Origin of the sequence: Mesorhizobium sp. B2-7-2 (assembly GCF_006440775.1) — a bacterium.
Classification (GTDB): domain Bacteria; phylum Pseudomonadota; class Alphaproteobacteria; order Rhizobiales; family Rhizobiaceae; genus Mesorhizobium.
In genome coordinates this window covers 15,816-40,464 of record NZ_VFTZ01000025.1, presented here as the reverse complement: position 1 = coordinate 40,464, position 24,649 = coordinate 15,816, and the positions used below count along the sequence as shown (strand labels likewise).

Below are 24,649 nucleotides of genomic sequence, written 5' to 3'. Positions count from 1 at the left end.
GTTCCTCCCGAGGTTGCTGCTACTAACCCGAAATCTCTGTTTTTTATCTATTGTCAGACAAATTCAGAGGAACCGCAAGCTGTCAACTCCAAAGCATTGGCACTGCCCGATCAACTTGCGGTGCGACGATTGAAAAGACGGCGACTCCTGGTCTAGGAACGCGGCAGGAGGCCAATGCATGGCAGTGACGCCGACCGTTTCTAAAGGCGCGCCCGGAATTCCGGCGCGCTGGACGTCAAGTGCCAAGAGTGGCGTCGGAACCGCGCTTTCGGCAAAAAGCCCGCTCTGGTTCACCACCAGCCACGGCATCCTGAACGAAATCTATTACCCGCACCTCGACAGCGCCTGCACGCGCGACCTAGGGCTGATCGTAACCGGCCCTGACGGTTATTTTTCCGAGGAGAAGCGCGATGCGGCCCACACCGTCGACCCTTTCGAGGACGGGGTGCCTGGCTACCGGCTGACCAACATCGCCTCCGACGGCGCTTACCGGATCGAGAAGCGCATCGTCACGGATTCGAAACGACCCGTGCTGCTGCAGGAAGTGCATTTCAGCGCGATGAAGGGCACGGGGGCTGATTATCGCGTCTACGCGCTGCTTGCGCCGCACCTCGTCAACGCCGGCATGGGCAACACGGCCTGGATCGGCGAGCACAAGGGGCAGCGTCTTCTCTTCGCCACAGGGCGCGGTGTCTCGCTGGCGCTCGCCTCCTCTTTGCCTTGGGGCGCCTGCTCGGCCGGCTATGTCGGCTTTTCCGACGGCTGGCGGCAACTGCACGATAACGGCGCGCTCGATCCTTCCTGTCATACAACCGAAAACGGCAATGTCGCGCTGACCGGCGAGATCGGCTTTTCGGCCGGCAAGACGGTTGCCTTGCTGGCGCTCGGCTTCGGCGCTTCGCCCCGGGAAGCCGCCGATCTTGCGCTTGCAAGCCTGCAACAGGGTTTCGAGCCGGCCGCGAAGACCTATGCCGACAACTGGCGGATATTCCAGGCAGGGTTGGAAAAGCTCGACCGCCACGCTGCCTCGGGTTTGAACACCTACCGCGTCAGCACCGCAGTGCTGGCGACGCATCTGTCGGTAGCCAGGCCCGGCGCCGCCGTCGCCAGCCTGTCGATCCCCTGGGGTTTCAACAAGGGCGACGACGACCTCGGCGGCTATCACCTCATCTGGCCGCGCGACCTGGTCGAGACGGCGGGTGGCTTCCTGGCGGCCGGAGATGGCAGGCAGGCGCTGCAGATCCTCGCCTATCTGCGCTCGATCCAGCAGCCGGACGGCCACTGGCCGCAAAATTGCTGGTCCGACGGCACCGCCTATTGGCCCGGCATCCAGATGGATGAATGCGCCTTTCCGCTGCTGCTTGCCGATGCCTTGCGCCGCGCCGGCCACTTGCCGCAGTCGAAGCTCGCCGACTTCCTGGCGATGATCGAGAACGCCGCCGCCTATGTCGTGCGCAACGGTCCGGTCACCGGCGAGGACCGCTGGGAGGAGGACGCCGGCTACAGCCCGTTCACGCTAGCCGTGGAAATAGCGGGCCTGCTCGCCGCCGCTGACATGCTGGAAATCTGCGGCAAAAATGAGCCGGCAAACTATCTGCGCGAGACCGCCGATTGCTGGAACGACCAGGTCGAGCGCTGGACCTATGTAACCGGCACGCAGGCAAGCGCCAGGGCGGGAACCGACGGCTATTATGTCCGCATCGCGCCGCCCGACAATGGTGGCGCCGCGTCTCCGAAGGACGGCTTCGTGCCGATCAAGAACCGGCCGCCGGGCGACACCGACAAGCCCGCCGAGGCGATCATCAGCCCGGATGCCCTGGCGCTGGTCCGCTTCGGGCTGAGGGCCGCGGACGACCCGCGCATCCTCAACACCGTCAAGGCGATCGACGCCGAGCTGCGCTGCGACCTGCCGCAAGGCCCGCTTTGGTACCGCTATACCGGCGATGGCTATGGCGAGCACGAGGATGGCGCGCCTTTCGACGGCACCGGCCGGGGGCGGCCGTGGCCGCTGCTTGCCGGCGAGCGCGCCCATTACGAGCTGGCCGCCGGCCGCAGGGACAGGGCGGCGCAACTGCTTGAGACTTTCGAACGTTCGGCCGGCGTCGGCGGCCTCCTGCCGGAGCAGGTCTGGGATCGCCCGGACATGCCCGACCGCGAACTGTGGCTGGGCAAACCGTCCGGCAGCGCCATGCCGCTGGTCTGGGCGCATGCCGAGCACATCAAGCTGTTGCGCTCGCTGCGCGACGGCGCCGTCTTCGACCTGCCGCCGCAGGGCGTCGAACGCTACATTAAGGGCAAGACGGTCTCGCCACTGCGGATCTGGCGCTTCAACAACAAGATCCGCTCCATTCCGGCCGGCAAGGCGCTGCGCGTCGAATTGTCGGCGCCCGGCGTCGTCCATTGGAGCAGCGACAAATGGCTGACCGTGCAGGACAGCAAGACAACCGAGAATGCGTTCGGCATTCATCTGGTGGATGTGCCCGTCAGCCGCCTGCAGCCGGGAACCACCATCGTCTTCACTTTTTTCTGGCCCGAGGCGATGCGTTGGGAGAATGTCGACTTCAGCGTCGGCATTGACGCTCAATCGTGATCCGGCAGGGCCATTGTACTTCTGCTTCCTCAAGCAATCGGGATGAAACCATGCAGATCGGAATGATGGGACTGGGCAGGATGGGCGCCAACATGGTGCGGCGCCTGATGCGCGACGGCCATGAATGCGTCGTCTACGACATCAATTCGGCAAGCGTCGCCGGCAGGGTCAAGGACGGCGCGGTCGGTGCCGCCTCGCTGGAGGAGTTCGTCGGCAAGCTCGCCAAGCCGCGCTGCGCCTGGCTGATGCTGCCGGCCGCGATCACCGGCAGGATCGTCGACCAGGTGGCGGCGCTGATGGAGCCGGGCGACATCATCATCGACGGCGGCAATTCCTATTACCATGATGCCGTCGACCAGGCGGCCAAGCTGGCGGTTAAGGGCATCAACTTCGTCGATGTCGGCACCAGCGGCGGCGTCTGGGGCCTGGAGCGCGGCTACTGCCTGATGATCGGCGGCCCCGATGACGCTGTGAAGCATCTCGATTCGGTCTTCGCCACGCTGGCACCGGGCGCCGATGCGGGCGCCAACCCGCCCAAGGATGCCGGCACCGCGCCCTTCGGCTATCTCCATTGTGGACCGAGCGGCGCCGGTCACTTCGTCAAGATGGTGCATAACGGCATCGAATATGGCGTCATGGCCGCCTATGCCGAAGGCATGAACATCCTGAAGTCGGCCAATGCCGGCAAGCGGTCCAGGATAGCGGACGCCGAGACCAGCCCGCTGGAAAATCCGCAATACTATCAGTTCGACATCGACCTGCCGCAGGTCGCCGAGGTCTGGCGGCACGGCAGCGTCATCGGCTCCTGGCTGCTCGATCTCACCGCCGGCGCGCTGAAGAACGATCCGGCGCTTGCCCAGTTCGGCGGCCGTGTTTCCGATTCCGGCGAAGGCCGCTGGACGCTCAAAGCGGCGATAGACACCGGCGTCCCGGCGCCGGTGCTGTCCTCGGCGCTGTTCGACCGCTTCTCCTCGCAAGGCGAATCGCAATTCGCCGACAAGCTTCTGTCCGCCATGCGCTATGCCTTCGGCGGCCATGTCGAGAAGCCGAAGACCGGCGCGTGAGGGGAGAGACTGCATGAGCCAGGAGAGGTCCGACACGCTGGTGCTTTTCGGAGCGACCGGCGACCTTGCGCACAAGAAGATTTTCCCGGCGCTCTACCAGATGGTCGCCAAGGGCACGCTGAGCGAGCCGGTGATCGGCGTCGCCTTCGAGCCTTGGGAACTCCCCAAGCTGGTGGACCGTGCGCGTGACGGCATCGTCACCGCGCTTGGCCGTGTCGACGACAAGGTCTTTTCCAAGCTCGCCTCGCTGCTGCGCTATGTCAGCGGCGACTACTGCGACGGCGCGACCTTCGAGAAGCTGAAGACGGCGCTGGGTTCCGCGCAGCGGCCGCTGCACTACATGGCCGTTCCCCCGACCATGTTCGAAACGGTCGTGCAAGGGCTGGAGCAGTCCGGCACCGCGCGCGGCGCGCGGCTGATGGTGGAAAAGCCGTTCGGCCACGACCTGCAGTCGGCGCGCTGGCTCAACCGGGTGCTGCATCTGGTGTTCGACGAGCAGTCGATCTTCCGCATCGATCATTACCTCGGCAAGGAAGCGATCCAGAACCTGCTCTATTTCCGCTTCGCCAACTCCTTCCTCGAGCCGATCTGGAACCGCAATTTCGTCGAGAGCGTGCAGATCACCATGGCCGAGGATTTCGGCATCGAGGGCCGCGGCAAATTCTATGACGATGTCGGCTGCATCCGCGATGTCATCGAGAACCACCTGCTCAACATCCTGTTGCTTTTGGCCATGGAGCCGCCGGTCGGCCGCTCGGCCGACGACCTGATCGACGAGAAGGTGCAAGTGCTGCGCGCCATCCGCACGCTGACCAAGGACGATGTCGTGCGCGGCCAGTTCGACGGCTATCTGGCCGAGCCGGGCGTCAGGCCCAACTCGCCGGTCGAGACCTTCGCCGCGGTGCGCTTCTTCGTCGACACCTGGCGCTGGCGGGACGTGCCTTTCTTCATCCGCGCCGGCAAGAACATGCCGGTGCACGCCACCGAGGTGGTTGTGCGTATGAAGCGGCCGCCGCTCGACGTCTTCGACCCGATCAAGCCAGGCGACGCCAATTATGTGCGCTTCCGCATCGACCCGCAGGTGGCGATCTCGATCGGCGCCCAGCGCAAGGTCGCCGGCGACGACATGATCGGCGAGCAGGTGGAGCTGACCGCGCTCGACGACACCAAGGGCGACATGCCGCCCTATGAGCGGCTGATCGGCGACGCCATGAACGGCAACGGCCAGCTCTTCACCCGGCAGGACGCGGCCGAGCTTGCCTGGCGCATCGTCGGTCCGGTGCTCGGCGACACCACGGCGCCGCAGATCTACGCGCCGAAAACCTGGGGACCTGCCGATGCCATGAACGGCTTCGGCCCACCCGATGGCTGGATCAATCCGAGCAAATAATTTTCGGGGAGGACGGGATGGCGAAGGCAGCAAAGAAAGCGGCGGCGACCGGCGATCCGATCGTGCTCACCGTCGATGTCGGCGGCTCGCATGTGAAGATCCTCTCCAGCGCAGGCGGCGAGATGCGCCGCGTCGCGTCCGGACCGAGCCTGACCCCGGACCAGGTCGTCTCGTCGGTCAGGAAACTGGCCGAGGGCCTGGACTACGACGTCATCTCGATGGGTTATCCCGGCCCCGTGCGCGACAATAAGCCCTCGCTCGATCCCTTCAATCTCGGCAAGGGCTGGAACGGCTATGATTTCACCGCCGCTTTCGGCAAGCCGGTGAAGCTCGTCAACGACGCGCTGATGCAGGCGATCGGCAGCTATGACGGCGGCCGCATGCTGTTCCTCGGCCTCGGCACGGGCTTGGGCGCCGCCATGATCATCAAGAATGTCGGCCAGCCCATGGAGCTCGCCCATCTGCCCTACAAAAGGGGGTCGACTTTCGAGGATTATGTCGGCGAACGAGGCCTGGTGAAGCACGGGAAGAAGAAGTGGCGCAAATATGTTTTTGACGTTGTCGACAGGCTTCGCGCCGCCCTGCAGCCTGACTATGTCGTGATCGGCGGCGGCAATGTCGACAAGCTCGATCAATTGCCTGAAAAGTCCCGGCGCGGCGACAACACTCGCGCTTTCGAGGGTGGATTTCGTCTGTGGCGCGACAAGGCGCTGGTCGTCTGATATAGTTACATTTCAGTATAATTGTTCAAAACAGCGTGTATTGACGCGACAAAACGTTGCGCCGCGCAGATTTGCCGACTAGGAATTCGCCGGCCTGCGGCCCCTGCGGCTTCCCGAATTCGCAAACAACGCTCGCAGCGCTTCGACATTACACCGCGAAAACCGGATCGGTTTCGCGACCTTGCGGCAGAAATGGAGGGACTACGTGGACGAGGACACCAGCACAGCCAGGGAAATCGACCTGCTCGAGCTCACCGCTCATATCGTATCGGCCTATGTCGCCAAAAACCGCCTGCCTGCTTCCGACCTGGGCGGACTGATCGCCAGCGTTGCCTCTTCGATCGGCGGGATCAGCCAGCCGGTGGAGCCCGCGGCGCCCCCGCCGGTCCCCGCCGTCAATCCCAGGCGTTCGGTGACGCCGGACTACATCATCTGCCTCGAGGACGGGAAGAAGTTCAAATCGCTGAAGCGCCATATCGGCGTGCATTTCGGCCTGACGCCGGAGGCTTACCGCACCAAATGGGGCCTGCCGGTGGATTACCCGATGGTCGCTCCCAACTATGCGGCCTCGCGCTCGCAGCTCGCCAAGTCGATCGGCCTCGGCCGCAAGGCCGAACCGGAGCCGGCGAAGCCTGCAAGGGGCAGGAAGGCCAAGGCCCCGGCCTGAAATAACGCCCCTGCACCAATGGTTTAGCGAAGCCTGCCGAGGAATCAGCCTTGGCAGGCTTCCTGCTTTTATGGCTTGGATACCGTTCTACCAAGACAATTCCGGTACGGAATTGCCTCAAACAGGACGCCCGGTTCGTTTTCGCAAAACGATGAACCGCCAGGGACATGGCCATGAACTACGCCAGGATGGTGATCGAGAAGGAAGCGCCGGAGGAATACGGCTACGAGCGCATCCGCTACAACCTTTCCGAAAGCTCGATAGCAGACCAGAAACTCTCCGACATCGGTCTCGCGCTGCCCGATCTCACGCTGCTATATGGCGAGCATCGCGGCGACAAGGAACTGCGGGCGCTGATCGCCGGACAGGACAGCGGTCTTTCGTCCGATGATGTGCTGGTGACCGCTGGCGCGGCCGGCGCGCTGTTCATCATCGCCACGTCGCTTCTGTCGGCCGGCAACCATCTCGTGGTCGTGCGGCCGAACTACGCCACCAATATCGAGACACCGAAGGCGATCGGCTGCGCCATCTCCTATATCGATCTCGATTTCGACGAGGGCTTTGCCATCGACATCGACCGTGTGAAGGCAGAGCTGCGGCCGAACACCAGACTGATCAGCGTCACCTGCCCGCACAACCCGACCGGCACGATGATGACACGCGCCGACCTCGACGCGCTGATTGCGCTTGCCGAAAGCCGCAAATGCCGGCTGCTGGTCGACGAGACCTATCGCGACCTCTCCTATGGCGCCCGATTGCCGTCGGCGGCCTCGCTCAGCCCCGCCGCCATCAGCGCCTGCTCGCTGTCCAAGGCCTTCGGCATTCCGGGCATCCGCATCGGCTGGCTGATGACCCGCGATCCGCAATTGCAGGAAACCTTCCTCGCCGCCAAGGAGCAGATCGGCATCTGCGGCAGCGTCATCGACGAGGCGATCGCCCGCGCCACGCTCGAACGCCGTGATACCTTCCTCGCCTCGCTGCTGCCGGAAATGGCCAGGCGCCGCGACATCGTTCAATCCTGGATCGACGGCGAGCCTCTCGTCGACTGGGTGCGGCCGCAAGGCGGCGTTGTCGGCTTCCCACGGCTCAACGTCGATGCCGGCTTCGACCTCGACAGGTTCTATACCAGGCTGCTGGAGGAATACGGCACCTATGTCGGCCCTGGCCACTGGTTCGAGATGCCGAGACGCTTCTTCCGCCTCGGTTTCGGCTGGCCGACGGAAGCGGAGTTGCGCGGCGGGATCGAGGCCATCTCGGCCGCGTTGAGAGGCTGAACGCCCCCTCACCAGGGCAGGGAATTTCCGATTTTCTTCGCGCCAGGGCTGATTTTTTGCGCGCATGGCAAGACGAACTGGGCTAAAGGGTTGCGGCCGGACCAGCGCCCACCGTGGAAGTGCCCCCGCCGGCCATTGTCGCAAAGGGGCCCTCTGATCATGACCGTCGAAGCAACGTCACCAGACCAGCGTTACGCCGCATTTCGGCACCGCCCGTTCCTCAGCTATTGGACGGCGCGCTTTCTCACCACCTTCGCCACCATGATCGTCTCGGTCGCCGTCGGCTGGCAAGTCTATGATTTGACGCGCGATCCGTTCGACCTCGGCATTGTCGGCATCGTCCAGTTCCTGCCCTCGCTGCTCCTGGTCCTGGTCACCGGCGTCGTCGCCGACCGCTTCGGCCGCCGCCTGATCATGACCTTGTCGACTTTGGTCGAGGCCGGCTGCGCCTTGGCCCTGCTGCTTTTAACGCTGCGCGGCCTGACCAGCCCGCTGCCGATCTTTGCCGTGCTGGTGATGTTCGGCATTGCCCGCGCCTTCTACGGCCCCGCCTCGTCCTCGCTGTTCGCCAATCTCGTCCCGCAGGAAGATTTCGCCAACGCGATCGCCTGGAATTCGTCGGCCTGGCAGACGGCGACCATCGTCGGCCCGGTCGCCGGCGGCCTGCTCTACGGCGTGTCGGCGGAAGTCGCCTACGCCACCGCCGCGGTCCTGATGCTCGCTGCCGGGCTGCTCATCTTCACCATCCCGAAGCCCGCCCAGCAGACGGCCACCGACAAGCCGACGATGCAGACGCTGTTTGCCGGCTTCGGCTATATCTGGGGCGAGAAGATCGTGCTCGGCGCGATCTCGCTCGACTTGTTCGCCGTGCTCCTGTCGGGCGCCTCGGCGCTGCTGCCGGTCTATGCGCGCGATATCCTCCAGCTTGGCCCCTGGGGACTTGGCCTGCTGCGCTCGGCGCCTGGCATCGGCGCCATCTGCGTCGCCGTCTGGCTCGCCGGCCACCCGATCCGCAACCATGCCGGCAAGATCATGCTGGGCTTCGTCGCTTTGTTCGGCGCCTTCACGGTGCTGTTCGGCGTCTCGACCATCACCTGGCTGTCGATCGCGGCGCTCGCTCTGCTCGGCGCCACCGACATGTTCAGCGTCTATATCCGCGAGACGCTGATCCAGCTCTGGACACCGGACGAGGTGCGCGGCCGCGTCAACGCCGTCAACCAGGTCTTCGTCGGCGCCTCCAACGAGGTCGGCGAGTTCCGCGCCGGCACCATGGCGGCGCTGATCGGCACGGTCCCCGCGGTGGTGATCGGCGGCATCGGCGCCATAGCCGTCGCCGGCCTATGGGCCTATCTGTTCCCCGCGCTGCGCCAGGTGCGGCATCTCAACAGCCGCAACTGATCGCGTTCTTGATCCAAGCCGCTGGATCCGACGTTCAGGCCAATCTCACCGCGCCGTCGCCCAGCGAGGCAGGGGCGCGAGCAAATCTACTCCGAAAAGCTCACGCTGACGCCGCGCTGGCGAAAATAGGCCTGCATCAACTTGCGGCCGGCGCGGTTGTTCTGCACCAGCCTGGCCGGATCGAACACCGCCTGTTTCTTCCCCTCCCGTGCCAGCGCCGCCTTGAGTGCCGCGATATGCGCATCGAGGTCGGCATTGTCGGCTCGGAGTGAGGCATAGATATTTTCGGTCGCCTCGGCCAAGGTCAGTTCGTTCACGGTGTCTTCCTTCAATTGGTCGGGCGGCGCCTTAGCACAGATTCGCCGCTCGTCGATACCGGCGAGACTCGAAACCTTCCCGGCCTTGCGTTTCTGCAATTACAACATTATTGTTGTAAGCATGATTCCTGCCCTCATCCCATTGTCCGGCTCGCCGTGGACCGTTCTGCCCCCAGGGTCGCACGCGGCGAGTTTGGAGGATGTGGCGGCTGCCTTCGCAACGAATGCTTGGCGGCGCGAGCTTTTCGACGGCCTCGTTCTTGCCTGTAGAAAGCTACGGTCAGCTGGATGTCCGGCGATCTATCTCGACGGCAGCTATGTGACCGGAAAGCCGAGGCCCGGCGACTTCGACGCATGCTGGAATCCTACTGGGGTCGATCGAGCTAAGCTTGATCCCGTGTTCCTTGAATTTGCGAACGGTCGAGCAGCGCAGAAAGCGGCATTCAAGGGTGAGTTCTTTCCGTCCTCATTGATGTGCGTGGATGTCGGGCAGGCATTCGTCGATTTCTTTCAACTGGATCGTTTCACAGGAAAACAGAAAGGGATCGTCTCCATTCCGCTTTCGGCCGATCCGCTTCTCTCCGGGAAGGTGCAGCCATGATTTACAGCGACAAACAGTACGGCGTATCGGGTGCGCAACTAGCGAAGTTGCAAGACGCGCTTGCCGCTGCGGCGGCGCGCGCATCGGATCAGGCGTGGCTCAAGCAAGCAGAGATCGATGGGCTTAAAAGCCAGATCGCAGATATCGAGGCCGAGCTTACCGAATACGATCTGCTGAAATCCGGCCAGGTCTCGTTTTCGAAAGCCTACGCGCTGGAAGAATTGCCGCGCGTGCTGGTGCAGGCACGAATTGCCTCCGGCATGAGTCAGACGGACCTCGCCGAAAAACTTGGCATGAAGCCGCAACAGGTGCAGCGCTACGAGGCGACCGACTACATGGGCGCAAGCCTTGCTCGCCTGATCGAGGTTTCGAAAGCGCTCGGAGTGAAGGCGTCAGGAAGTTTTGAGGGGCCGAAGCAGGCTGGTGGATCGGTGTTCGCGTGGGGCGATGCCGATGGCATCGTCTGGGGTCAATTCCCCTACAGGGAGATGATCAAACGAAAGTGGTTTGATCTGCCACGCGGTGCAAACCCGGTCGAGCGCGTGAAGGAATATTTCCTGCATGCGGCGGGACCGCAATTTGCGACGGCGTATCACCGCAAGAAGATGCGCAGCGGAAATGTGCCGAACGAATACGCCCTCCTCGCGTGGCAGGCGCGTATTTTGGAACGGGCGCGTAGCAAGATTGAAGCAGAAGAGATTGCAACCTTCGAACTTGATGACCGGTGGCTGTCTGAGTTGGTAGGCCTCACGAAACGGAAGGATGGGCCAAAGCGTGCCCGCGATCTGCTGGCTGAGAAAGGCATCGTCCTCGTCGTCGAGCCGCACCTTCCGGGCTCCTATCTCGACGGCGCGGCCATGCTCGCCGACGGAGAGACGCCGGTTGTAGGACTTACGCTACGCTATGACCGTCTGGACAATTTCTGGTTTGTACTGTTGCACGAGCTCGGTCACGTTTTCCTGCATCTCTTCGACGGTTTGCGCTTCGACTTCTTCGACGAGGAAGGCGGCAATGATGGTGATGCGATCGAAGCGGAGGCTGACAAATTCGCGCTCGATGCACTGATACCTGAAGCATTGTGGGATCAGTGTTTGTCCCGCTTCGCCCTTTCGGAGGAGGCGGTGAAGATCGACGCGGAGACGATCGGCATCGATCCGAGCATCATCGCGGGGCGCATCAGGAAGGAGCGCGGTAACTACACCATCCTGAATGATCTGGTTGGTCGGGATCAGGTGCGCTCGCAGCTAGAGGAGGCGAGCGATGATCTTGACTAAGGACATGTATGTTCCGGCGCTGCGGTGGCGTCAGGGCGAATACCAGGCGCTTGCCCGCCTTTCCGCTGCTGCGAAGGACCGAACCGTCCCCTATGTCACCATTCCGGAAGTCGAATTCGATTTCGAATTGTGGCAGCCGAAGAAAACGGTTCAGGAACACGTCCATCCGTTTGCCGCCCGGTTCAATGCCAAGTGGGGGCAGCGGCCCGCGTGGGTCGGCGTGCATCCAAGTATTTCCGGGAAGCCGATGGGGGACGGCCGCGACATATTCACATACGCGTTCGAAGCCCTGAGGGCATTCCAGGCGAGTGCGATTCCGGCCGTCCCCCTCGATGCCTCCCCACCCATGGTCGCATCCGTTGCGGGGATTGTTGCGACCGACGGGCATGGAGCGGCCGTCGCAGTCCGGCTGGAAGACCTGATGAAGTCGGATGCACGCATGCGCATTGAGGCGTTGACCGGGGCACTCGGTCTATCGCTCAACGAAGTTGACCTCGTTATCGATCTCGGCGCGCCGAATTTTGAGCCCTATAACGCTTTCGCAGGCGCGCTGATTGCGGCCATGCAAAAGCTAGGTGATCTGCATACCTTCCGCAATTTCGTCGTCATCGGTACGGCGATTCCCGAGACGTTCAAGGATGTTGCCAAGGGCGCCGACCAGCTCTCTCGCCATGACTGGCTCTTTTATCAAACGTTGCTCGGCAAGCTGCCTCCCGGCATGCGGCAGCCCAATTACGGCGACTACACAATCGTCCATCCGGAATTCACACCGGTGGACATGCGCAAAATCAAATCGGCCGGCAAGCTTGTCTATACGACGTCGGCGGCATGGGAGGTCCGCAAAGGCGGGGCGTTCCGAGACAATCCGGGGCAGATGCACGACCACTGTGCTTCTATCGTGGCATCCGGCAAGTTTAGTGGAGCGGGTTTCTCAAGCGGCGATGACTACATCGCCAAATGTGCGGCGCGGACGGCAAAGCCTAGCAATCAGCCTTGGTGGAAGTTCGTTACGATCAACCACCACATCACACATGTGCTGGACGATCTCTCCATTTCTGGCGGCGCACCATGAAAGTGCGAATGGAAGCAGTAATCTCGCGAAGCGTCATGGACTCACAAAGCATTTCGTAAAGCTGCCTTCTTGGCCGTCGGAGGTCCTTCGGCGCACATCCGGCTTGGCCTAAGAGTTCGATGACTTCATTCCGCCAGAGAAGATGCGCCATCATGACCGGATCGATGTCAGGATTGGCGGCGGGGTTCCTCAATACATGAAAGCTGACACCACCCCTTGGTCCTTGCTCCGCCGCGATCACGCCGCACCATTCGGGAGCGCGGCTCATGATACCTGCAACATGCTTCGGCGCAGTGACGAGTGTGAGCTTCTGCAGCGTCTGGCGATAGATATCGATCTGGGTCGCGAACCGGTCGAGTGTGTCCCTCGCGCTCTTGATTTCATAGCCATGAATACAGCCGTTAATGACAGCCACGTCGATGCGGCTCCGGGCATGCACCAAGCCAAGTTCGTCGATCACGAGCGTGTCGGGATGAGATTTGGCGCGTCGCAATCGTTTTGCGTGTAGCGCAGAGCGGATGTCTGCGTCTGTCGTTCCCAACTTTGTCATAGCGGCATGGTTACTCCCCAACTTATGTTTTGCCGGAGGTTCTCCTCCAAGCCAAGACGGCAATCTGACTCACCTGACATTTCTCTCTTCTGGGCAAGCTCGGCCGTTCATGGCAATCGCCTTCGCCCTACCCCACAGCCGGCCTACCAAAAATCAGCCCCAAAAACTCGTCCAGCCAGCGCTTGAGGTGCATGTCCCAGATCAGCCGGCCGCCGAGATGGTCGCGGCCGGGCTGGGCGCCGGGCAACTCGAAGCGATGCGCGCCGCGCACCACCCAGCGCTGCATCATCACCCTTGTCAGCTCGCCGTGGAACTGGATGCCCCAGGCATTCTCGCCGTAACGAAACGCCTGGTTGGGATAGGTTTCCGCCGTCGCCAGCAGCGTCGCTTCCTTGGGCAGCGAAAAGCCCTCGCGGTGGAACTGGTAGACCATCTCCGGCCAGTGCAGCAGCTTCTTGCCGGCATCGGTCGCCTTCAGCGGATACCAGCCGATCTCGACTAGGCCATCGCCATGGCCCTCGACCTTGCCGCCGAGATGGTTGGCGAGCATCTGCGCCCCAAGGCAGATGCCGAGGAACGGCCGGTTCTCCTTGAGCGGGATTTCCAGCCAATCGGTCTCGCGGCGGACGAACTCGTCCTCGTCATTGGCGCTCATCGGACCGCCGAAGATAACCGCGCCTGCATGACCGTCCAGCGTGCAGGGCAATTGGTCACCTAATGGCGGCCGGCGGATGTCGAGGTCGAAGCCTTGTTCCAGGAGCATGTGGCCGACGCGGCCGGGGCTCGAATTCTCCTGATGCAGAACGATCAGGATTTTTGGTCTCGGCCTCGGTCTGGGTGGCATGGAAGGGGAAGGATCCTGTTATTCGTCGCTCGATTCGCCCCGCGCGCCGGGCACCTCGGCCGCCGCCTTGCGGCGCGCCTCGATGCGGTCGCGGCGCTCGACGCCGATCAGCTCGGCGACCCGCCAGACCGTGTTGTCCTCGAGCTCGTCAAGCTCGCCGTCGGCGTAGACGATTTCCCACATCAGGCCGATGAAGGCCTTGCGCGCCTCGGCGTCGAGGTCGCGCTTGAGCACGCGGGTGAAGGCGTAGAGGTCGATCGCCTCATTGTCGGCGCGCTCGCCGGCCGCCGCCAGCGCATCGAGCTCCTTGCCGCTCACCGAATAGGTCTCGGCCAGGATCTGCTTGAACCGTTCCCATTCGACGTCCTGGCGCACGCCGTCGGCGTTCATCACATGATAAAGCAGCGCCGAAGCCGCGACACGCGGATCGTCGGCGCTCGGCTTGGCCTCGCGCCCGGCAGGCAGATCCCTCAGGAACGACAATACGCGCTCGAACATCAATGTTTTTTCCCTGCCCACCAAACCGGTCCCAGAACACAGCCTCAGAACAAACGAAACCGGCGCGGCGATTTTTCCGCTTCTTCTTCCGGCGTGACGCCAGGATCATCCGGCAGAGGCGGCAGCTCCGAATCCTGCCCGATGCTTTGCGCCTCGCCGGCTGCATCGGCAACCGCCATGTCTTTCTCGCCGCCATTCGCCGGCGCCGGCTTTTGCGCCGGAGCATCGGCGACGATGTCGATCGCCTTGCCGTCCGCCGCGGGCGCGGCTGCGATCGCCGGCACCGGGAGATCGGTCTCGCTGTCGATCAGCTGGCCAAGCCGCTCCATCGGCGCACGCCAGGTGAAGGCGTCGAGCTTGCCGGTGACCGGCGACACCGGCGCCCAGCGCTCGGAGATGACGCCGTCCGCCACCCAGGCCGGGTCGCGCGGCGCGCGCACCGCCTTCGACAGCAGCTGCCGCACCTTGCCCTGGTCGCCGGTCTCGGCCTCCTCGATATCGGCGAGCAGAAGATAGGCGCCCTCGCGACGATCCATGCGGATCGCGGCCTCTGCCTCGCGCCGCGCGGTGGCGAAATCCTGAGCATCGAGCGCTGCGCGCGCCACGGCCATCGCCGACTCGGCATGGTTCCTCTTCAATTCCTGCAGCTTCTTCGCCCGGTTGAGGCGGTCGAGCACGGCGTCTCCCGGCCTGGCATGTGTATAGAGCTCGGCGATGTCGGGGTGCGGCTCGGCCTTCCAGGCGGCCTCCAGGATCTTGGAGCCCTTGCGCACGTCGTTTTGCCGGATAACCAGATCGGCGGCGATCACCGCGGCCGGCGCGAAATCCGGCGCCAGCTTGTTGGCTTCGAGCGCCGCAGTGCGGGCCGCGTTCGGGTCGCTGTCGACCAGCGCCTGCGCCTTGGCAGTGAGCAGCACGGCGCGGCGGCGGTTGGCGGCGTCGCGCTCGATCTGCCTGGTCGATTTCTGCGCCTCGACCAGCTTCAGCGCGCCGTCCCAGTCGCCGCGTTCGGTGAGTTCCTCCAGCGTCGATTCCGCCGCCCAGGCAAGCTGCGGCGCCACCGCCGCGGCGCGGCCGGCATAGTGACGCGCGGCATTGCGGTCGCCGAGGCGCTCGGCCTCCAGATAGAGTCCGCGCAGGCCGAGCAGCCGCATTTCGGGATCGTCGAGCATGCGCTCGAATTTCTCCCGCGCGCCTTCATGGTCACCTTCGAGCAGCGAGGCCTGCGCGTCGAGCAGGTTGATCAGCGGCTCCTGGTCGGAATTGATCAGCTTTGCCGCCTCCTTGGTCTTCTTGCGCGCCAGCGCGCCGTCGCCGGCGCCGGCCGCGATCATGCCCGTCGACAGCGCTTGGTAGCCACGGTCGCGGCGGCGCACCCGGAAATATCGCGAGATCGTGTAGGGGCTGTTCCACAGCGACTTGATCAGCCACCAGACGATCATCACCGCGGCCACAACGGTGACGATCGCCACCGCCGCCACCATCAGCGTGACCTGGTACTGGTAGCCGTTGAAGGTGACGAGCATATCGCCCGGGCGGTCCGCTAGCCAGGCAAAGCCGAGCCCGAGCGCGAAGACGACTGCGAGGAAGACGAGGAGGCGGATCATCTTGTCTCCTTAAGCCTTCGTCGCGCCGGCAATCAGCGTTTCGAGCTGCTTTTCGACCTCCAGCCGCGCCTTCAGTTTGCCGGCAAAGTCGGCGCCGGCCGTCTTCGCGGCATCAGGCAGCGTGTCATATTCGCCGAGCGCCTTGGCGTAGTCGCCCTGGTTGACCGCGACTTCCATGCGCGCGACGGTTTCCGGCACGCCCTTGCCCTCGACGGCGCCGACCGGCCGCACCTTGACCAGCGATTCCGCGCTCGACACCAGGCTCTGGAAGAAGCCGGCATTCTGGTCGACCGGCTTTGCCGCATCGACCATGGCGGTGGCGGCGGCATCGGCCTCCGCAGCGATGGTGGCGCGGGTCGGCACACCCTTTTCGGCATAAGAGCGCAGCGCCGGGAGCTCGGGCGCGTCCGGCGCGATCGCCGCGAACGTGTCGAGCTCGGTCGCGAAGGGCGCGCCGCGATCGAGCGCCGACTTCAGCGCCGAGGCGGCGATCGCCAGCGCGATCTTGGGTTGCGAGGCTTGCGCCTCGACCTTGCCGGAAAGCTGCGACACCGACTGCTCCAGCGCCGCCACCCGGCCGTCCTCGGCCTTGGCCGCGTCACCGGCCGATTTCACCAGCGCGTCGAGCCCGGCGATCTTCTCGTTGAGCGGAGCGAGATCGACGGGCGCCGCATTGCCCTTCTTCTGCAGCTCGGCAATGCTCGTCTCGATCTGGCCGACCTTGTCGCCGAGCGCCTTGAGCGCGGCGCCGTCGCCGCCTTGTCCGGCCGAGGATTTCAGCGCCGCGACATCGCCCTTGACCTGGTCGAGCGCCGAGGACAGGCCGTCGACCTTGGCCGAGGTGCCGCCGCTTTCCTTCAGCGCCGCAATCTCGGTTTTCAGCGAAGCGACATCGCCATTGATGCTATCGAGCGACCCCCCGCCCGGTCCCGACGAGCCGAGCAGGCCGACCGCTTGCAGCAGGCCGGCGCCGGCAAGCGCGATCACGCCGCCGACGACGCCCGCAGCGATGGCGTTGACGCCGGTTCTGCGTGGTGGCTGCGGCACGCGATCCTCGCTCCTCGTTTCGCCTGGCCTCGATGCGGAGGCGTCGGCGCCAGGCGCGGATGCGTCCTCGAAACTGTAGTCAAAGCCCTTGGGCTGGCCCTTCGGCGCATCGGACGCGCCGGGATACGGCGCCTCCGGCTCGTCCTTGCCGGCCTCTGATTTATCGGCAGTTGCCTGCGCGGCGTCGCTATGCTCCCACGGCTCGATATCGGCCTGCTCGGCATGGATCGGCTCTTCCGGCGCCTCCGGCTGCGACGCGGCGGCGGCCTCTTCCGCCTTCGCCTCGTCGGTCTGCGCGGCACTGGCCTCAGCCTTGGCGTCATCCTCGTCGGTGATTCGCGAGACGGCGCCGGGCTCGAGTTCGATGGTCACCGGCTCGCGCCGGGTCTTCGAATGTCGCATCTTCGGCGTCTTGACCATGCTTTGGGCTCCGCGAACTGGCTTGAGGATGGTTCAAAGGGTCCAGGGGATGCTCTAGCACATCACCAAGCGGTGAAAAGGGGCGGTGTGATGACGCGGCCTAGCGCGGTTGCGACAAAAGCGCGAGCAACGCGTCTTCCTCGGGCTTGGATGCGATGCCGACCCTGTTACCGGCAAACCCTTTCAGCGGCTCGGCGACACGGGCCGAGAGCGCCAGGAATTCCGTCTTCTCAAAGAGATGCCGCAGCGTTGGCCGCGCAATCAGGCTGGCCAGCGCGGCGCTGGCCTTGGCCGAATAAAGCAGCGCGGCCTCGACAGGCCGGCCCGACAGGCGGGCGGCCACATCGGCATCGCCATGGTCGACACCTGTCGTGTCGTAGGTCTCGATCGCCTGGACATGCACGCCCGCCGCCGCCAGCCGCCGCTCGAATCCCGGGAAGCGGACGCGGCCGCACAGATAGACGATTGCCTTGCCGGCAAGGCCGCCGGCGATGGCATCGGCCAGCGCCTCGGCGTCGCCCGGACCTTCCGTAACGGAAAAGAATCCCGCCCCGCGGCAGGCTTCCGCCGTCCGTTTGCCAACCGCGTGGCAAGGCAGGCGCGCAAGCGCCGCGATCAGCGCCTTCGGCGCATGCCGCACCGCATTGGCGCTGGTGACAGTGACCGCGACGGCATTGCCGCCGATGCTCGCCTCGACCGGCAATGCGCTCGTCTCGGTCAGCGGCAGCAGGACAGGCTGAAATCCCAGGGTTTCGAGGCGTCGTGCCGTGCGCGACGCGCCAGGCTCCGGCCTCGTCACCAGGACGCGGGCCATGTCAGGCCCAGCCGTCGAAGAATGCCGCACCAGCCCTGGCGCGAACCGTGCGCGCCGCGTCCAGGCCGATTTCCGTCGCGTCGGCAGCCTCGCCTTCCAACCGGACTTCGTGCGATTCCGTCCCGTCGGGCGAGATGATCAACCCGGCGAAGGAGAGTTTCTCGCCCGCCACCGTCGCATGGCCGGCGATCGGCGTGCGGCAGGAACCGTCGAGCGCGGCGAGGAAGGCGCGCTCGCAGGTGAGCGCCTGGCCGGTCGGCACGTGATGGATCGTCGCCAGCATCTTTTCGACGTCGCGGTCGCCGATGCGGGTTTCGATGCCGATCGCGCCTTGCCCCGGCGCCGGCGGAAAAGCCTCCAGCGGCATCAGGTCGGTGACGACATGCTCAAGGCCGAGGCGCTTCAATCCGGCATAGGCCAGGATGGTGCCCTCGGCGACGCCTTCGTCTAGCTTGCGCAGCCTCGTCTGCACATTGCCGCGGAAGATCACCACGTCGAGGTCCGGCCGCATGCGGCGGATCAGCGCTTGACGGCGCAGCGATGACGATCCGACCGCGGCGCCATGCGGCAGGTCGGCGATCCGCTTCGCCGTCTTGCCGATGAAGGCGTCGCGCGCGTCCTCGCGCGGCAGGAAAGTGACAAGCTCCAGCCCGACGGGCAGCACCGTCGGCATGTCCTTCGACGAATGCACGGCGATGTCGATGCGGCGCTCGAGCAGCGCTTCCTCGATTTCCTTGGTGAACAGGCCCTTGCCGCCGGCTTCCGACAGCGGCCGGTCCTGGATGCGGTCGCCGCTGGTCGAGATCGGCACCACCTCGAACGCCTCTTCGGGCAGGCCATGCGCCTGCATCAGCCGCGCGCGCGTCTCATGCGCCTGGGCCAATGCCAGCGGGCTGCCGCGTGTTCCGATTTTCAAAGTTTGCATGGCGCGCCGTCCGTGATAACCCCCGGGACACGAGGTCTGCCGAGATTCAGGTCAGGCCGGAGCCGAAAATAGTGAGTTCCGAGAACCGGAGCGGAGCGTGCTTGAAGCACGTGAGCACCGGAAGCGCAGGAACCCGCCATTTGCAGGCCGGCCTCACCTGAATATCGACAGACCTCCGGCGACACAATCTTTGTGGACAGCGACCAATTGATCCGCGTTCTGGGCATTGAGACGAGTTGCGACGAGACGGCGGCCAGCGTGGTGGCGTTGGACGGCGTCGCCGCGCCCGAAATCCTGTCCAACATCGTGCTCAGCCAGATCGAGGAGCACGCGGCCTTTGGCGGCGTCGTGCCCGAGATCGCTGCGCGCGCCCATGTCGAGGCACTGGACGGCATCGTCGAGGCAGCGCTCGCCGATTCGGCCGTGTCGCTCGATGAGGTCGACGCGATCGCCGTGACAGCAGGGCCGGGTCTGGTCGGCGGGCTGATCGTCGGCCTGATGACTGCCAAGGCAATCGCCGCCGCCGCCAACAAGCCGTTGATCGCCATCAACCACCTCGAAGGCCACGCGCTGACCGCGCGGCTGACCGACGGTCTCGATTTTCCTTATCTGCTTCTGCTCGTCTCCGGCGGCCACACCCAGATCGTCGCGGTGCGCGGCGTCGGCGACTACCAGCGCTGGGCGACCACCATCGACGATGCGCTGGGCGAAGCCTTCGACAAGACCGCCAAGATGCTGGGCCTGCCCTATCCCGGCGGCCCGAATGTCGAGAAGGCGGCCGTCAGCGGCGATGCAGGTCGTTTTGCCTTCCCGCGCCCGATGAAAGGCTCGGCGCAGCCGGATTTCTCCTTCTCCGGTTTGAAGACGGCGGTGCGGCAGGCGGCGAGCGCGATCGCGCCGCTAAGCGACCAGGACGTCGCCGACATCTGCGCCTCTTTCCAGGCGGCGGTGGCGGACGCGCTGGGCGATCGTGTCGGCCGCGCCCTTGCCCGCTTCCGCCAGGAATTTCCTGGCCAGGCGAAGCCGGCGCTGGTCGTTGCCGGCGGCGTCGCCGCCAACCGCACGATCAAGGCGACGCTCGAAGCGCTGTGTTCCGAGGCCGGCTTCGCATTCGTCGCGCCGCCGCAGAAGCTTTGCACCGATAATGCGGCGATGATCGCCTGGGCCGGCATCGAGCGGCTGCGCGCCGGCATCGCCGACGAAAACGCCGCCGATTTCGTGCCGCGCTCGCGCTGGCCGCTCGACAGTGTTTCCGCGCCCCTGGTCGGCTCGGGCCGGCGTGGTGCCAAGGCATGACCAAGAAAGGCACGAGCGGCTGGCGCGTCTCGGTGCTGGGCGGCGGCGCCTGGGGCACGGCGCTGGCGCTGGCCATGCTGCGCGCCGGCCATGATGTCCGGCTCTATGCGCGCGACACCGAGACCGTCGCCGCCATCGCCCGCGGCGAGAACCCGCGCTACCTGCCCGGCATCAGCATCGAGCCCGGCATCGCGGCCACCAGCGACATTGCCGCGGCGCTTGACGGCGCCGACTGCGTGCTCGCGGTGACGCCGGCGCAGTCGTTGCGCGCCGTCCTGGCCAGTGCCCGCAACCATGTTCCCGCAGGCGTGCCGCTGGTGCTCTGCGCCAAGGGCATCGAGCGCGACACCGGTGCGCTGCTCTCGGCGATCGTCGAGGAAAACCTGCCGGGCAATCCGGTCGCGGCGCTTTCCGGCCCGAGCTTCGCCAGCGACGTCGCGCGCGGCCTGCCGACCGCCGTGGTGGTTGCCGCCCGCGAGGCTGAATTGGCGGCCGAGCTTGCCGCGCGCTTCTCAGCGGAGAACCTGCGCTGCTATTCGAGCGACGATCTGACCGGCGTCGAGATCGGCGGCGCGCTGAAGAACGTCTTTGCCATCGCTGCCGGCGCCGTCACCGGCGCAGGACTTGGCGCCAGCGCCCAGGCCGCCATGGTGACGCGCGGCTTCGTCGAATTGCGCCGCATCGGCGCCGCCTTTGGCGCCCGGCCGGAAACGCTGATGGGGCTTTCAGGCCTCGGCGACCTCTTGCTCACCTGTTCCTCGGCCCAGTCGCGCAATTTCGCCTACGGCCTGGCGCTCGGCCAGGGCAAGCCGCTTGCCGGGCTGCCGCTGGCCGAAGGCGTGCCGACGGCGGGCATCGCCGCCCGCATCGCCGCCGAGCGCGGCATCGAGGCGCCGATCATCTCGGCCGTCGCCGCCATCCTCGACGGCAAGGTGACGATCGGCCAGGCCGTGACCGCGCTGATGACACGCCCGCTCAAGACCGAAACCGACATATGAGCCATCGGAGTTTGAAACATGCTGTTTGCGTTGATTTGCAAGGACAAGCCGGGCAGCCTGCAGCTGCGCGTCGACACGCGGCCGGCGCATGCTGCGTTCCTGGAAGGCCTGATCGCCGAAGGCAAGCTTGCCTTTGCAGGTCCCTTCCTCGACGCCGACGGCAAGCCGGACGGCAGCCTGGTGATGATCGAGGCGCCGGACATGGCTGGAGCCAAAGCCATGGCGGCCGCCGATCCCTACGCCAAGGCCGGCCTGTTCGAAAGCGTCGAGATCCGTGCATGGAACTGGGTCTTCCAGAAGCCCGCCGGCGCATGATCGTTCGCTGCTCTCGCCGCAATGACGGCGAGAGAGTAAGCATAGACGGGAACGCCATGCGTGGCGGTGCGACAAAGCGATGGGACAAACGATATGAACTACTGGCTGTTCAAGTCCGAACCCTCGGTCTTTTCCTTCGAGGCGCTGAAGGCCAAAGGCAAGGCCGGCACACAATGGGACGGCGTGCGCAACTATGCCGCCCGCAACAACATGAAGGCGATGCAGATCGGCGATCTCGGCTTCTTCTACCATTCCAACGAGGGCCTCGACATCGTCGGCATCGCCGAGGTCTGCGCGCTGGCGCACCCCGACACCACCACTGACGATCCGCGCTGGGAATGCGTCGACATCCGTGCCTATAAGGACGTGCCGAAGCCGGTGACGCTGGAACAGGTCAAGGCCAACCCCAAGCTCGCCGAGATGGCGCTGGTCCGGCTCGGCCGGCTTTCCGTGCAGCCGGTAACGCCGGCCGAATGGAAAGAGGTCTGCCGCATGGCCGAGCTCAATCCGGCGCCGTGACGAAGCTCACGCCGAGAAGCGCGAGAAAGTTCATCCTCGACAATACGGCGCTGATGGCGCCGCCGCATGTGCCGGAAGTGCTGCTGCACCTCGCCGACGAGGCGCATGATTTGTGGCTGCGCACCGAGGAGGAGCTGGCCGAGATCGGCTTGCCGCCGCCCTTCTGGGCCTTTGCCTGGGCTGGCGGCCAGGGCCTCGCCCGCTATGTGCTCGACAATCCAGGAACCGTGCGCGGCAAACGGGTGCTCGATTTCGCCTCCGGTTCCGGCCTTGTCGCGATCGCAGCGATGAAAGCCGGCGCGAAGCAAGTAATCGCCGCCGACATCGACCCGTTCTGCGAGACGGCAATCGCCATCAACCTCGAAGCCAACGGCGTTGAAGCCCAATTTCGCGGCACGGATTGCGTCGGCATCGACGATGGCTGGGACGTCGTGCTCGCCGGTGACGTCTTCTACGACAAGGCCTTCGCCGAACGGCTGCTGCCCTGGTTCGTATCTCTGAAGGCGCGCGGCGCCGAGATCCTCGTCGGCGATCCGGGCCGCGCCTACCTCTCCGGGGCCGGGCTGGAATCGCTTGCCGTCTACCAGGTTCCGGTGACGCGCGTGCTGGAAGATGCCGAGGTCAAGCGTACGACCGTCTGGCGCCTTGCTTGACGGAACGACCGAACAAGCGTTCCATCGCCTTTCAACTTGGAGGGGAAAGCATGGATTTTTCGGTCGTGAACTGGCTGGCGGTGGTCGCCGCCGCAGTCGTCGCATGGTTGTTCGGCGCCGCCTGGTACATGGGCTTGAGCAAGCCTTGGCTGAAGGCGGCAAAGCTCGACCCGGCCACCATGAAGCGCTCGGCCCTTCCGTTCGTCGTCAGCTTCATCGCCGAGCTGATCATGGCGCTCGTGCTGACGCTGGTGGTGGGCGCCATAACCGGCGGCGAGCCGAACCCGATCGCCGGGTTGCTGTTCGGCTTCGTGCTCTGGCTCGGCTTCATCGCCACCACGCTCACCGTCAACCACCGCTATGAAGGCTTCGGCTGGGCCCTGACGCTGATCGATGCCGGCCACTGGCTGGGCGTGATGCTGATCATCGGCGCCGTCATCGGCTGGTTCGGCGCGCCGGCTGGCTAAGGCGGCCGTCATGTCGGCGTCTTCGCCGCCTCCTCGGTAAGCCATTCGCGAAAGGCGACGACGCGCGCGTCGTCCTTCGCCGCCTCGGGATAGACCAGGAAATACGCGAATTCCGGCGCGACCTTGATGCCGAGCTCGAAGGGCCGCACCAGGCGCCCCTGCGAAAGATCGTTGGCGACCATGGCGAAGTCGGCGAGCGCCACTGCGTTGCCGTCGAGCGCCGCCTGGGTGGCATCGGTCGACGATCCGAAGACCAGGGTGCGGCTGTCGTCGAAATCGTCGACGCCGGCCGCGTGCATCCACATGCTCCAATTCGGCCAAGTCACGCCCTGCCGCGACCATTCGATATGCGCGAGCGTGTGGTTGAACAGGTCGCGCGGCTCCTTCAGCGGTGGACCTGACGCCAGCAGGGCCGGGCTGCACACCGGGATGATAATGTTCTCGAACAGCCGATGCGCGCAGAGCCCCGGATATTTGCCGGCGCCGAAGCGGATGCCGACATCGACATCGTCGAGGTCGAAATCCCGGACATCGTAGGTAATGTCGAAGCGCAGCTCGATGCCCGGCTTTTGCTTGCGGAAGTCATCGACGCGGCGCATCAGCCATTTCGTCGCGAACTGCGCGTCGAGCGTCACCTTCAGCAGCGCCGTGCCGCGGGTCATCTTGCGGGCGCGGCTGACGGCGCGGTTCAGCAGGTCGAGCGCATCGACCGAGGCCTCCAGCAGCACATTGCCTGCCTCTGTCAGCCGGATAGTGCGGCTGGTGCGCGTGAACAGCACCAGGTCCAGTTGATCCTCGATTTCCTTGATCTGGTGGCTGACCGCCGCTGGCGTCAGGCCGAGCTCGTCGGCGGCGCGGGTGAAGTTGAGATGCCTGGCAGCCGCTTCGAACGTCCGCAGCGCACGCGTTCCGGGCAGCAGCTTGGACATTCAATCTCCAAATAAAACTTGATGATCAGAAAAGAACTACTCGTTTCCCGTTGTTTTTCAATCCGGCATGATGGCTGCAATCGAAACACTATAAAACCGGATTTGATGTCCGGAGAACACGGATAGAGCCATGTCTGAGATCGCCCTGAAGCCCTGCACCACCCTGGAATCCCCTTCCGGCGTCACGCTTTGGCTGCGTTCGGCACGCGATTGGCTGCGCCAGGCTCGCGTCGCCATCTGGCTGCCACACGACTCGGTCGAAGATCTTTCGGACAACCAGCTGCGCGACATCGGCGCCGAACACCGGGACATCGCGAAGACGATGGACAGGGAACTCCGTGAGATCGGGCTGCTCGGCACGGGCTGGCAGAAACGGGGAAAAGGGCAGTAGGGATTAG

General features: G+C 64.8%; 26 protein-coding genes. 17 read left to right on the top strand and 9 right to left on the bottom strand.

The window, feature by feature from the left end; translation table 11 throughout:
- The first annotated feature begins 178 nt into the window (after window positions 1-178).
- From FJ425_RS26285 to FJ425_RS26255, 7 genes are all read left to right on the top strand, one after another.
- Window positions 179-2,590: a glucan 1,4-alpha-glucosidase gene (locus FJ425_RS26285; protein WP_140727029.1), complete on the top strand. Its 2,412-nt coding sequence runs from the start codon at window positions 179-181 to the stop codon at window positions 2,588-2,590.
- A 50-nt stretch (window positions 2,591-2,640) separates the two neighbouring features.
- Window positions 2,641-3,654: a phosphogluconate dehydrogenase (NAD(+)-dependent, decarboxylating) gene (gene gnd, locus FJ425_RS26280; protein ID WP_140727026.1), complete on the top strand. Its 1,014-nt coding sequence runs from the start codon at window positions 2,641-2,643 to the stop codon at window positions 3,652-3,654.
- Between the two features lie 13 nt (window positions 3,655-3,667).
- Window positions 3,668-5,044, top strand: a complete 1,377-nt coding sequence (gene zwf, locus FJ425_RS26275; RefSeq protein ID WP_140727023.1) for a glucose-6-phosphate dehydrogenase — start codon at window positions 3,668-3,670, stop codon at window positions 5,042-5,044.
- Window positions 5,045-5,061: 17 nt separating this feature from the next.
- Entirely contained in the window at window positions 5,062-5,766 is a 705-nt protein-coding gene (locus FJ425_RS26270; RefSeq protein ID WP_140634772.1) for an ROK family protein, read from the top strand.
- 205 nt (window positions 5,767-5,971) lie between these two features.
- A complete protein-coding gene (locus FJ425_RS26265) occupies window positions 5,972-6,433 on the top strand; it encodes a MucR family transcriptional regulator (RefSeq protein WP_140544762.1) in 462 nt (153 codons plus the stop codon).
- 173 nt (window positions 6,434-6,606) lie between these two features.
- On the top strand, window positions 6,607-7,707 hold the full coding sequence (locus tag FJ425_RS26260) for an aminotransferase class I/II-fold pyridoxal phosphate-dependent enzyme (RefSeq protein ID WP_140634774.1): 1,101 nt from the start codon (window positions 6,607-6,609) through the stop codon (window positions 7,705-7,707).
- Window positions 7,708-7,863: 156 nt separating this feature from the next.
- Window positions 7,864-9,105: an MFS transporter gene (locus tag FJ425_RS26255; RefSeq protein ID WP_181165007.1), complete on the top strand. Its 1,242-nt coding sequence runs from the start codon at window positions 7,864-7,866 to the stop codon at window positions 9,103-9,105.
- 86 nt (window positions 9,106-9,191) lie between these two features.
- Here FJ425_RS26255 and FJ425_RS26250 read toward each other — a convergent pair whose 3' ends face one another.
- Window positions 9,192-9,422 carry a hypothetical protein gene (locus FJ425_RS26250; protein WP_140634778.1) on the bottom strand — a complete coding sequence of 77 codons (231 nt, stop codon included), beginning with the start codon at window positions 9,420-9,422 and terminating at the stop codon, window positions 9,192-9,194.
- Between the two features lies 1 nt (window position 9,423).
- On the opposite strand from FJ425_RS26250, the gene FJ425_RS26245 reads away from it, so the two are divergent.
- From FJ425_RS26245 to FJ425_RS26235, 3 genes are read left to right on the top strand one after another with little or no spacing between them, the layout of a single operon-like run.
- A complete protein-coding gene (locus FJ425_RS26245) occupies window positions 9,424-10,023 on the top strand; it encodes a hypothetical protein (protein ID WP_246673525.1) in 600 nt (199 codons plus the stop codon).
- Complete coding sequence (locus tag FJ425_RS26240; RefSeq protein WP_140634780.1) at window positions 10,020-11,297, top strand: XRE family transcriptional regulator; 1,278 nt, start codon at window positions 10,020-10,022, stop codon at window positions 11,295-11,297. Before FJ425_RS26245 ends, FJ425_RS26240 begins: the two co-directional genes overlap by 4 nt.
- Window positions 11,284-12,369, top strand: a complete 1,086-nt coding sequence (locus tag FJ425_RS26235; protein WP_140634782.1) for a beta family protein — start codon at window positions 11,284-11,286, stop codon at window positions 12,367-12,369. Before FJ425_RS26240 ends, FJ425_RS26235 begins: the two co-directional genes overlap by 14 nt.
- Here FJ425_RS26235 and FJ425_RS26230 read toward each other — a convergent pair.
- From FJ425_RS26230 to hemC, 7 genes are all read right to left on the bottom strand, one after another.
- On the bottom strand, window positions 12,323-12,919 hold the full coding sequence (locus tag FJ425_RS26230) for a sce7726 family protein (RefSeq protein ID WP_140634784.1): 597 nt from the start codon (window positions 12,917-12,919) through the stop codon (window positions 12,323-12,325). The two genes, FJ425_RS26235 and FJ425_RS26230, sit on opposite strands and share 47 nt — an antisense overlap.
- Before the next feature lie 127 nt (window positions 12,920-13,046).
- The gene (locus tag FJ425_RS26225) at window positions 13,047-13,763 is read right to left on the bottom strand and encodes a glutamine amidotransferase (RefSeq protein ID WP_140727020.1); all 717 of its coding nucleotides are present in this window, start codon (window positions 13,761-13,763) and stop codon (window positions 13,047-13,049) included.
- An 18-nt stretch (window positions 13,764-13,781) separates the two neighbouring features.
- Window positions 13,782-14,261, bottom strand: a complete 480-nt coding sequence (locus FJ425_RS26220) for a TerB family tellurite resistance protein (protein ID WP_140544776.1) — start codon at window positions 14,259-14,261, stop codon at window positions 13,782-13,784.
- A gap of 44 nt (window positions 14,262-14,305) precedes the next feature.
- Window positions 14,306-15,868 (bottom strand): heme biosynthesis protein HemY, encoded by a 1,563-nt coding sequence (locus tag FJ425_RS26215; RefSeq protein ID WP_140727017.1) that lies wholly within the window; start codon window positions 15,866-15,868, stop codon window positions 14,306-14,308.
- Window positions 15,869-15,877: 9 nt separating this feature from the next.
- The gene (locus tag FJ425_RS26210) at window positions 15,878-17,335 is read right to left on the bottom strand and encodes a mitofilin family membrane protein (RefSeq protein ID WP_140727014.1); all 1,458 of its coding nucleotides are present in this window, start codon (window positions 17,333-17,335) and stop codon (window positions 15,878-15,880) included.
- 100 nt (window positions 17,336-17,435) lie between these two features.
- Window positions 17,436-18,149 (bottom strand): uroporphyrinogen-III synthase, encoded by a 714-nt coding sequence (locus FJ425_RS26205; protein WP_140727011.1) that lies wholly within the window; start codon window positions 18,147-18,149, stop codon window positions 17,436-17,438.
- Window position 18,150: 1 nt separating this feature from the next.
- Window positions 18,151-19,074 (bottom strand): hydroxymethylbilane synthase, encoded by a 924-nt coding sequence (gene hemC, locus FJ425_RS26200; protein ID WP_140727008.1) that lies wholly within the window; start codon window positions 19,072-19,074, stop codon window positions 18,151-18,153.
- A gap of 210 nt (window positions 19,075-19,284) precedes the next feature.
- Here hemC and tsaD point away from each other — a divergent pair, with 210 nt between their 5' ends.
- From tsaD to FJ425_RS26170, 6 genes are all read left to right on the top strand, one after another.
- Entirely contained in the window at window positions 19,285-20,370 is a 1,086-nt protein-coding gene (tsaD, locus tag FJ425_RS26195) for a tRNA (adenosine(37)-N6)-threonylcarbamoyltransferase complex transferase subunit TsaD (RefSeq protein WP_181176058.1), read from the top strand.
- Window positions 20,367-21,368 (top strand): NAD(P)H-dependent glycerol-3-phosphate dehydrogenase, encoded by a 1,002-nt coding sequence (locus tag FJ425_RS26190; protein WP_140727002.1) that lies wholly within the window; start codon window positions 20,367-20,369, stop codon window positions 21,366-21,368. The genes tsaD and FJ425_RS26190 overlap by 4 nt, the downstream gene beginning before the upstream one ends.
- Window positions 21,369-21,386: 18 nt before the next feature.
- Window positions 21,387-21,683 (top strand): YciI-like protein, encoded by a 297-nt coding sequence (locus tag FJ425_RS26185; protein ID WP_140544789.1) that lies wholly within the window; start codon window positions 21,387-21,389, stop codon window positions 21,681-21,683.
- 93 nt (window positions 21,684-21,776) lie between these two features.
- Window positions 21,777-22,202 (top strand): EVE domain-containing protein, encoded by a 426-nt coding sequence (locus FJ425_RS26180; RefSeq protein WP_071071512.1) that lies wholly within the window; start codon window positions 21,777-21,779, stop codon window positions 22,200-22,202.
- Window positions 22,157-22,855, top strand: coding sequence for a methyltransferase (locus tag FJ425_RS26175; protein WP_181176054.1), 699 nt, complete (start codon window positions 22,157-22,159; stop codon window positions 22,853-22,855). Before FJ425_RS26180 ends, FJ425_RS26175 begins: the two co-directional genes overlap by 46 nt.
- Before the next feature lie 50 nt (window positions 22,856-22,905).
- Complete coding sequence (locus FJ425_RS26170) at window positions 22,906-23,322, top strand: DUF1761 domain-containing protein (RefSeq protein WP_140726996.1); 417 nt, start codon at window positions 22,906-22,908, stop codon at window positions 23,320-23,322.
- Between the two features lie 8 nt (window positions 23,323-23,330).
- Here the strand turns inward: FJ425_RS26170 and gcvA are convergent, their stop codons facing one another.
- On the bottom strand, window positions 23,331-24,251 hold the full coding sequence (gcvA, locus tag FJ425_RS26165; RefSeq protein ID WP_140726993.1) for a transcriptional regulator GcvA: 921 nt from the start codon (window positions 24,249-24,251) through the stop codon (window positions 23,331-23,333).
- A 130-nt stretch (window positions 24,252-24,381) separates the two neighbouring features.
- On the opposite strand from gcvA, the gene FJ425_RS26160 reads away from it, so the two are divergent.
- Window positions 24,382-24,642, top strand: a complete 261-nt coding sequence (locus tag FJ425_RS26160; protein WP_140726990.1) for a hypothetical protein — start codon at window positions 24,382-24,384, stop codon at window positions 24,640-24,642.
- Window positions 24,643-24,649 lie beyond the last annotated feature (7 nt).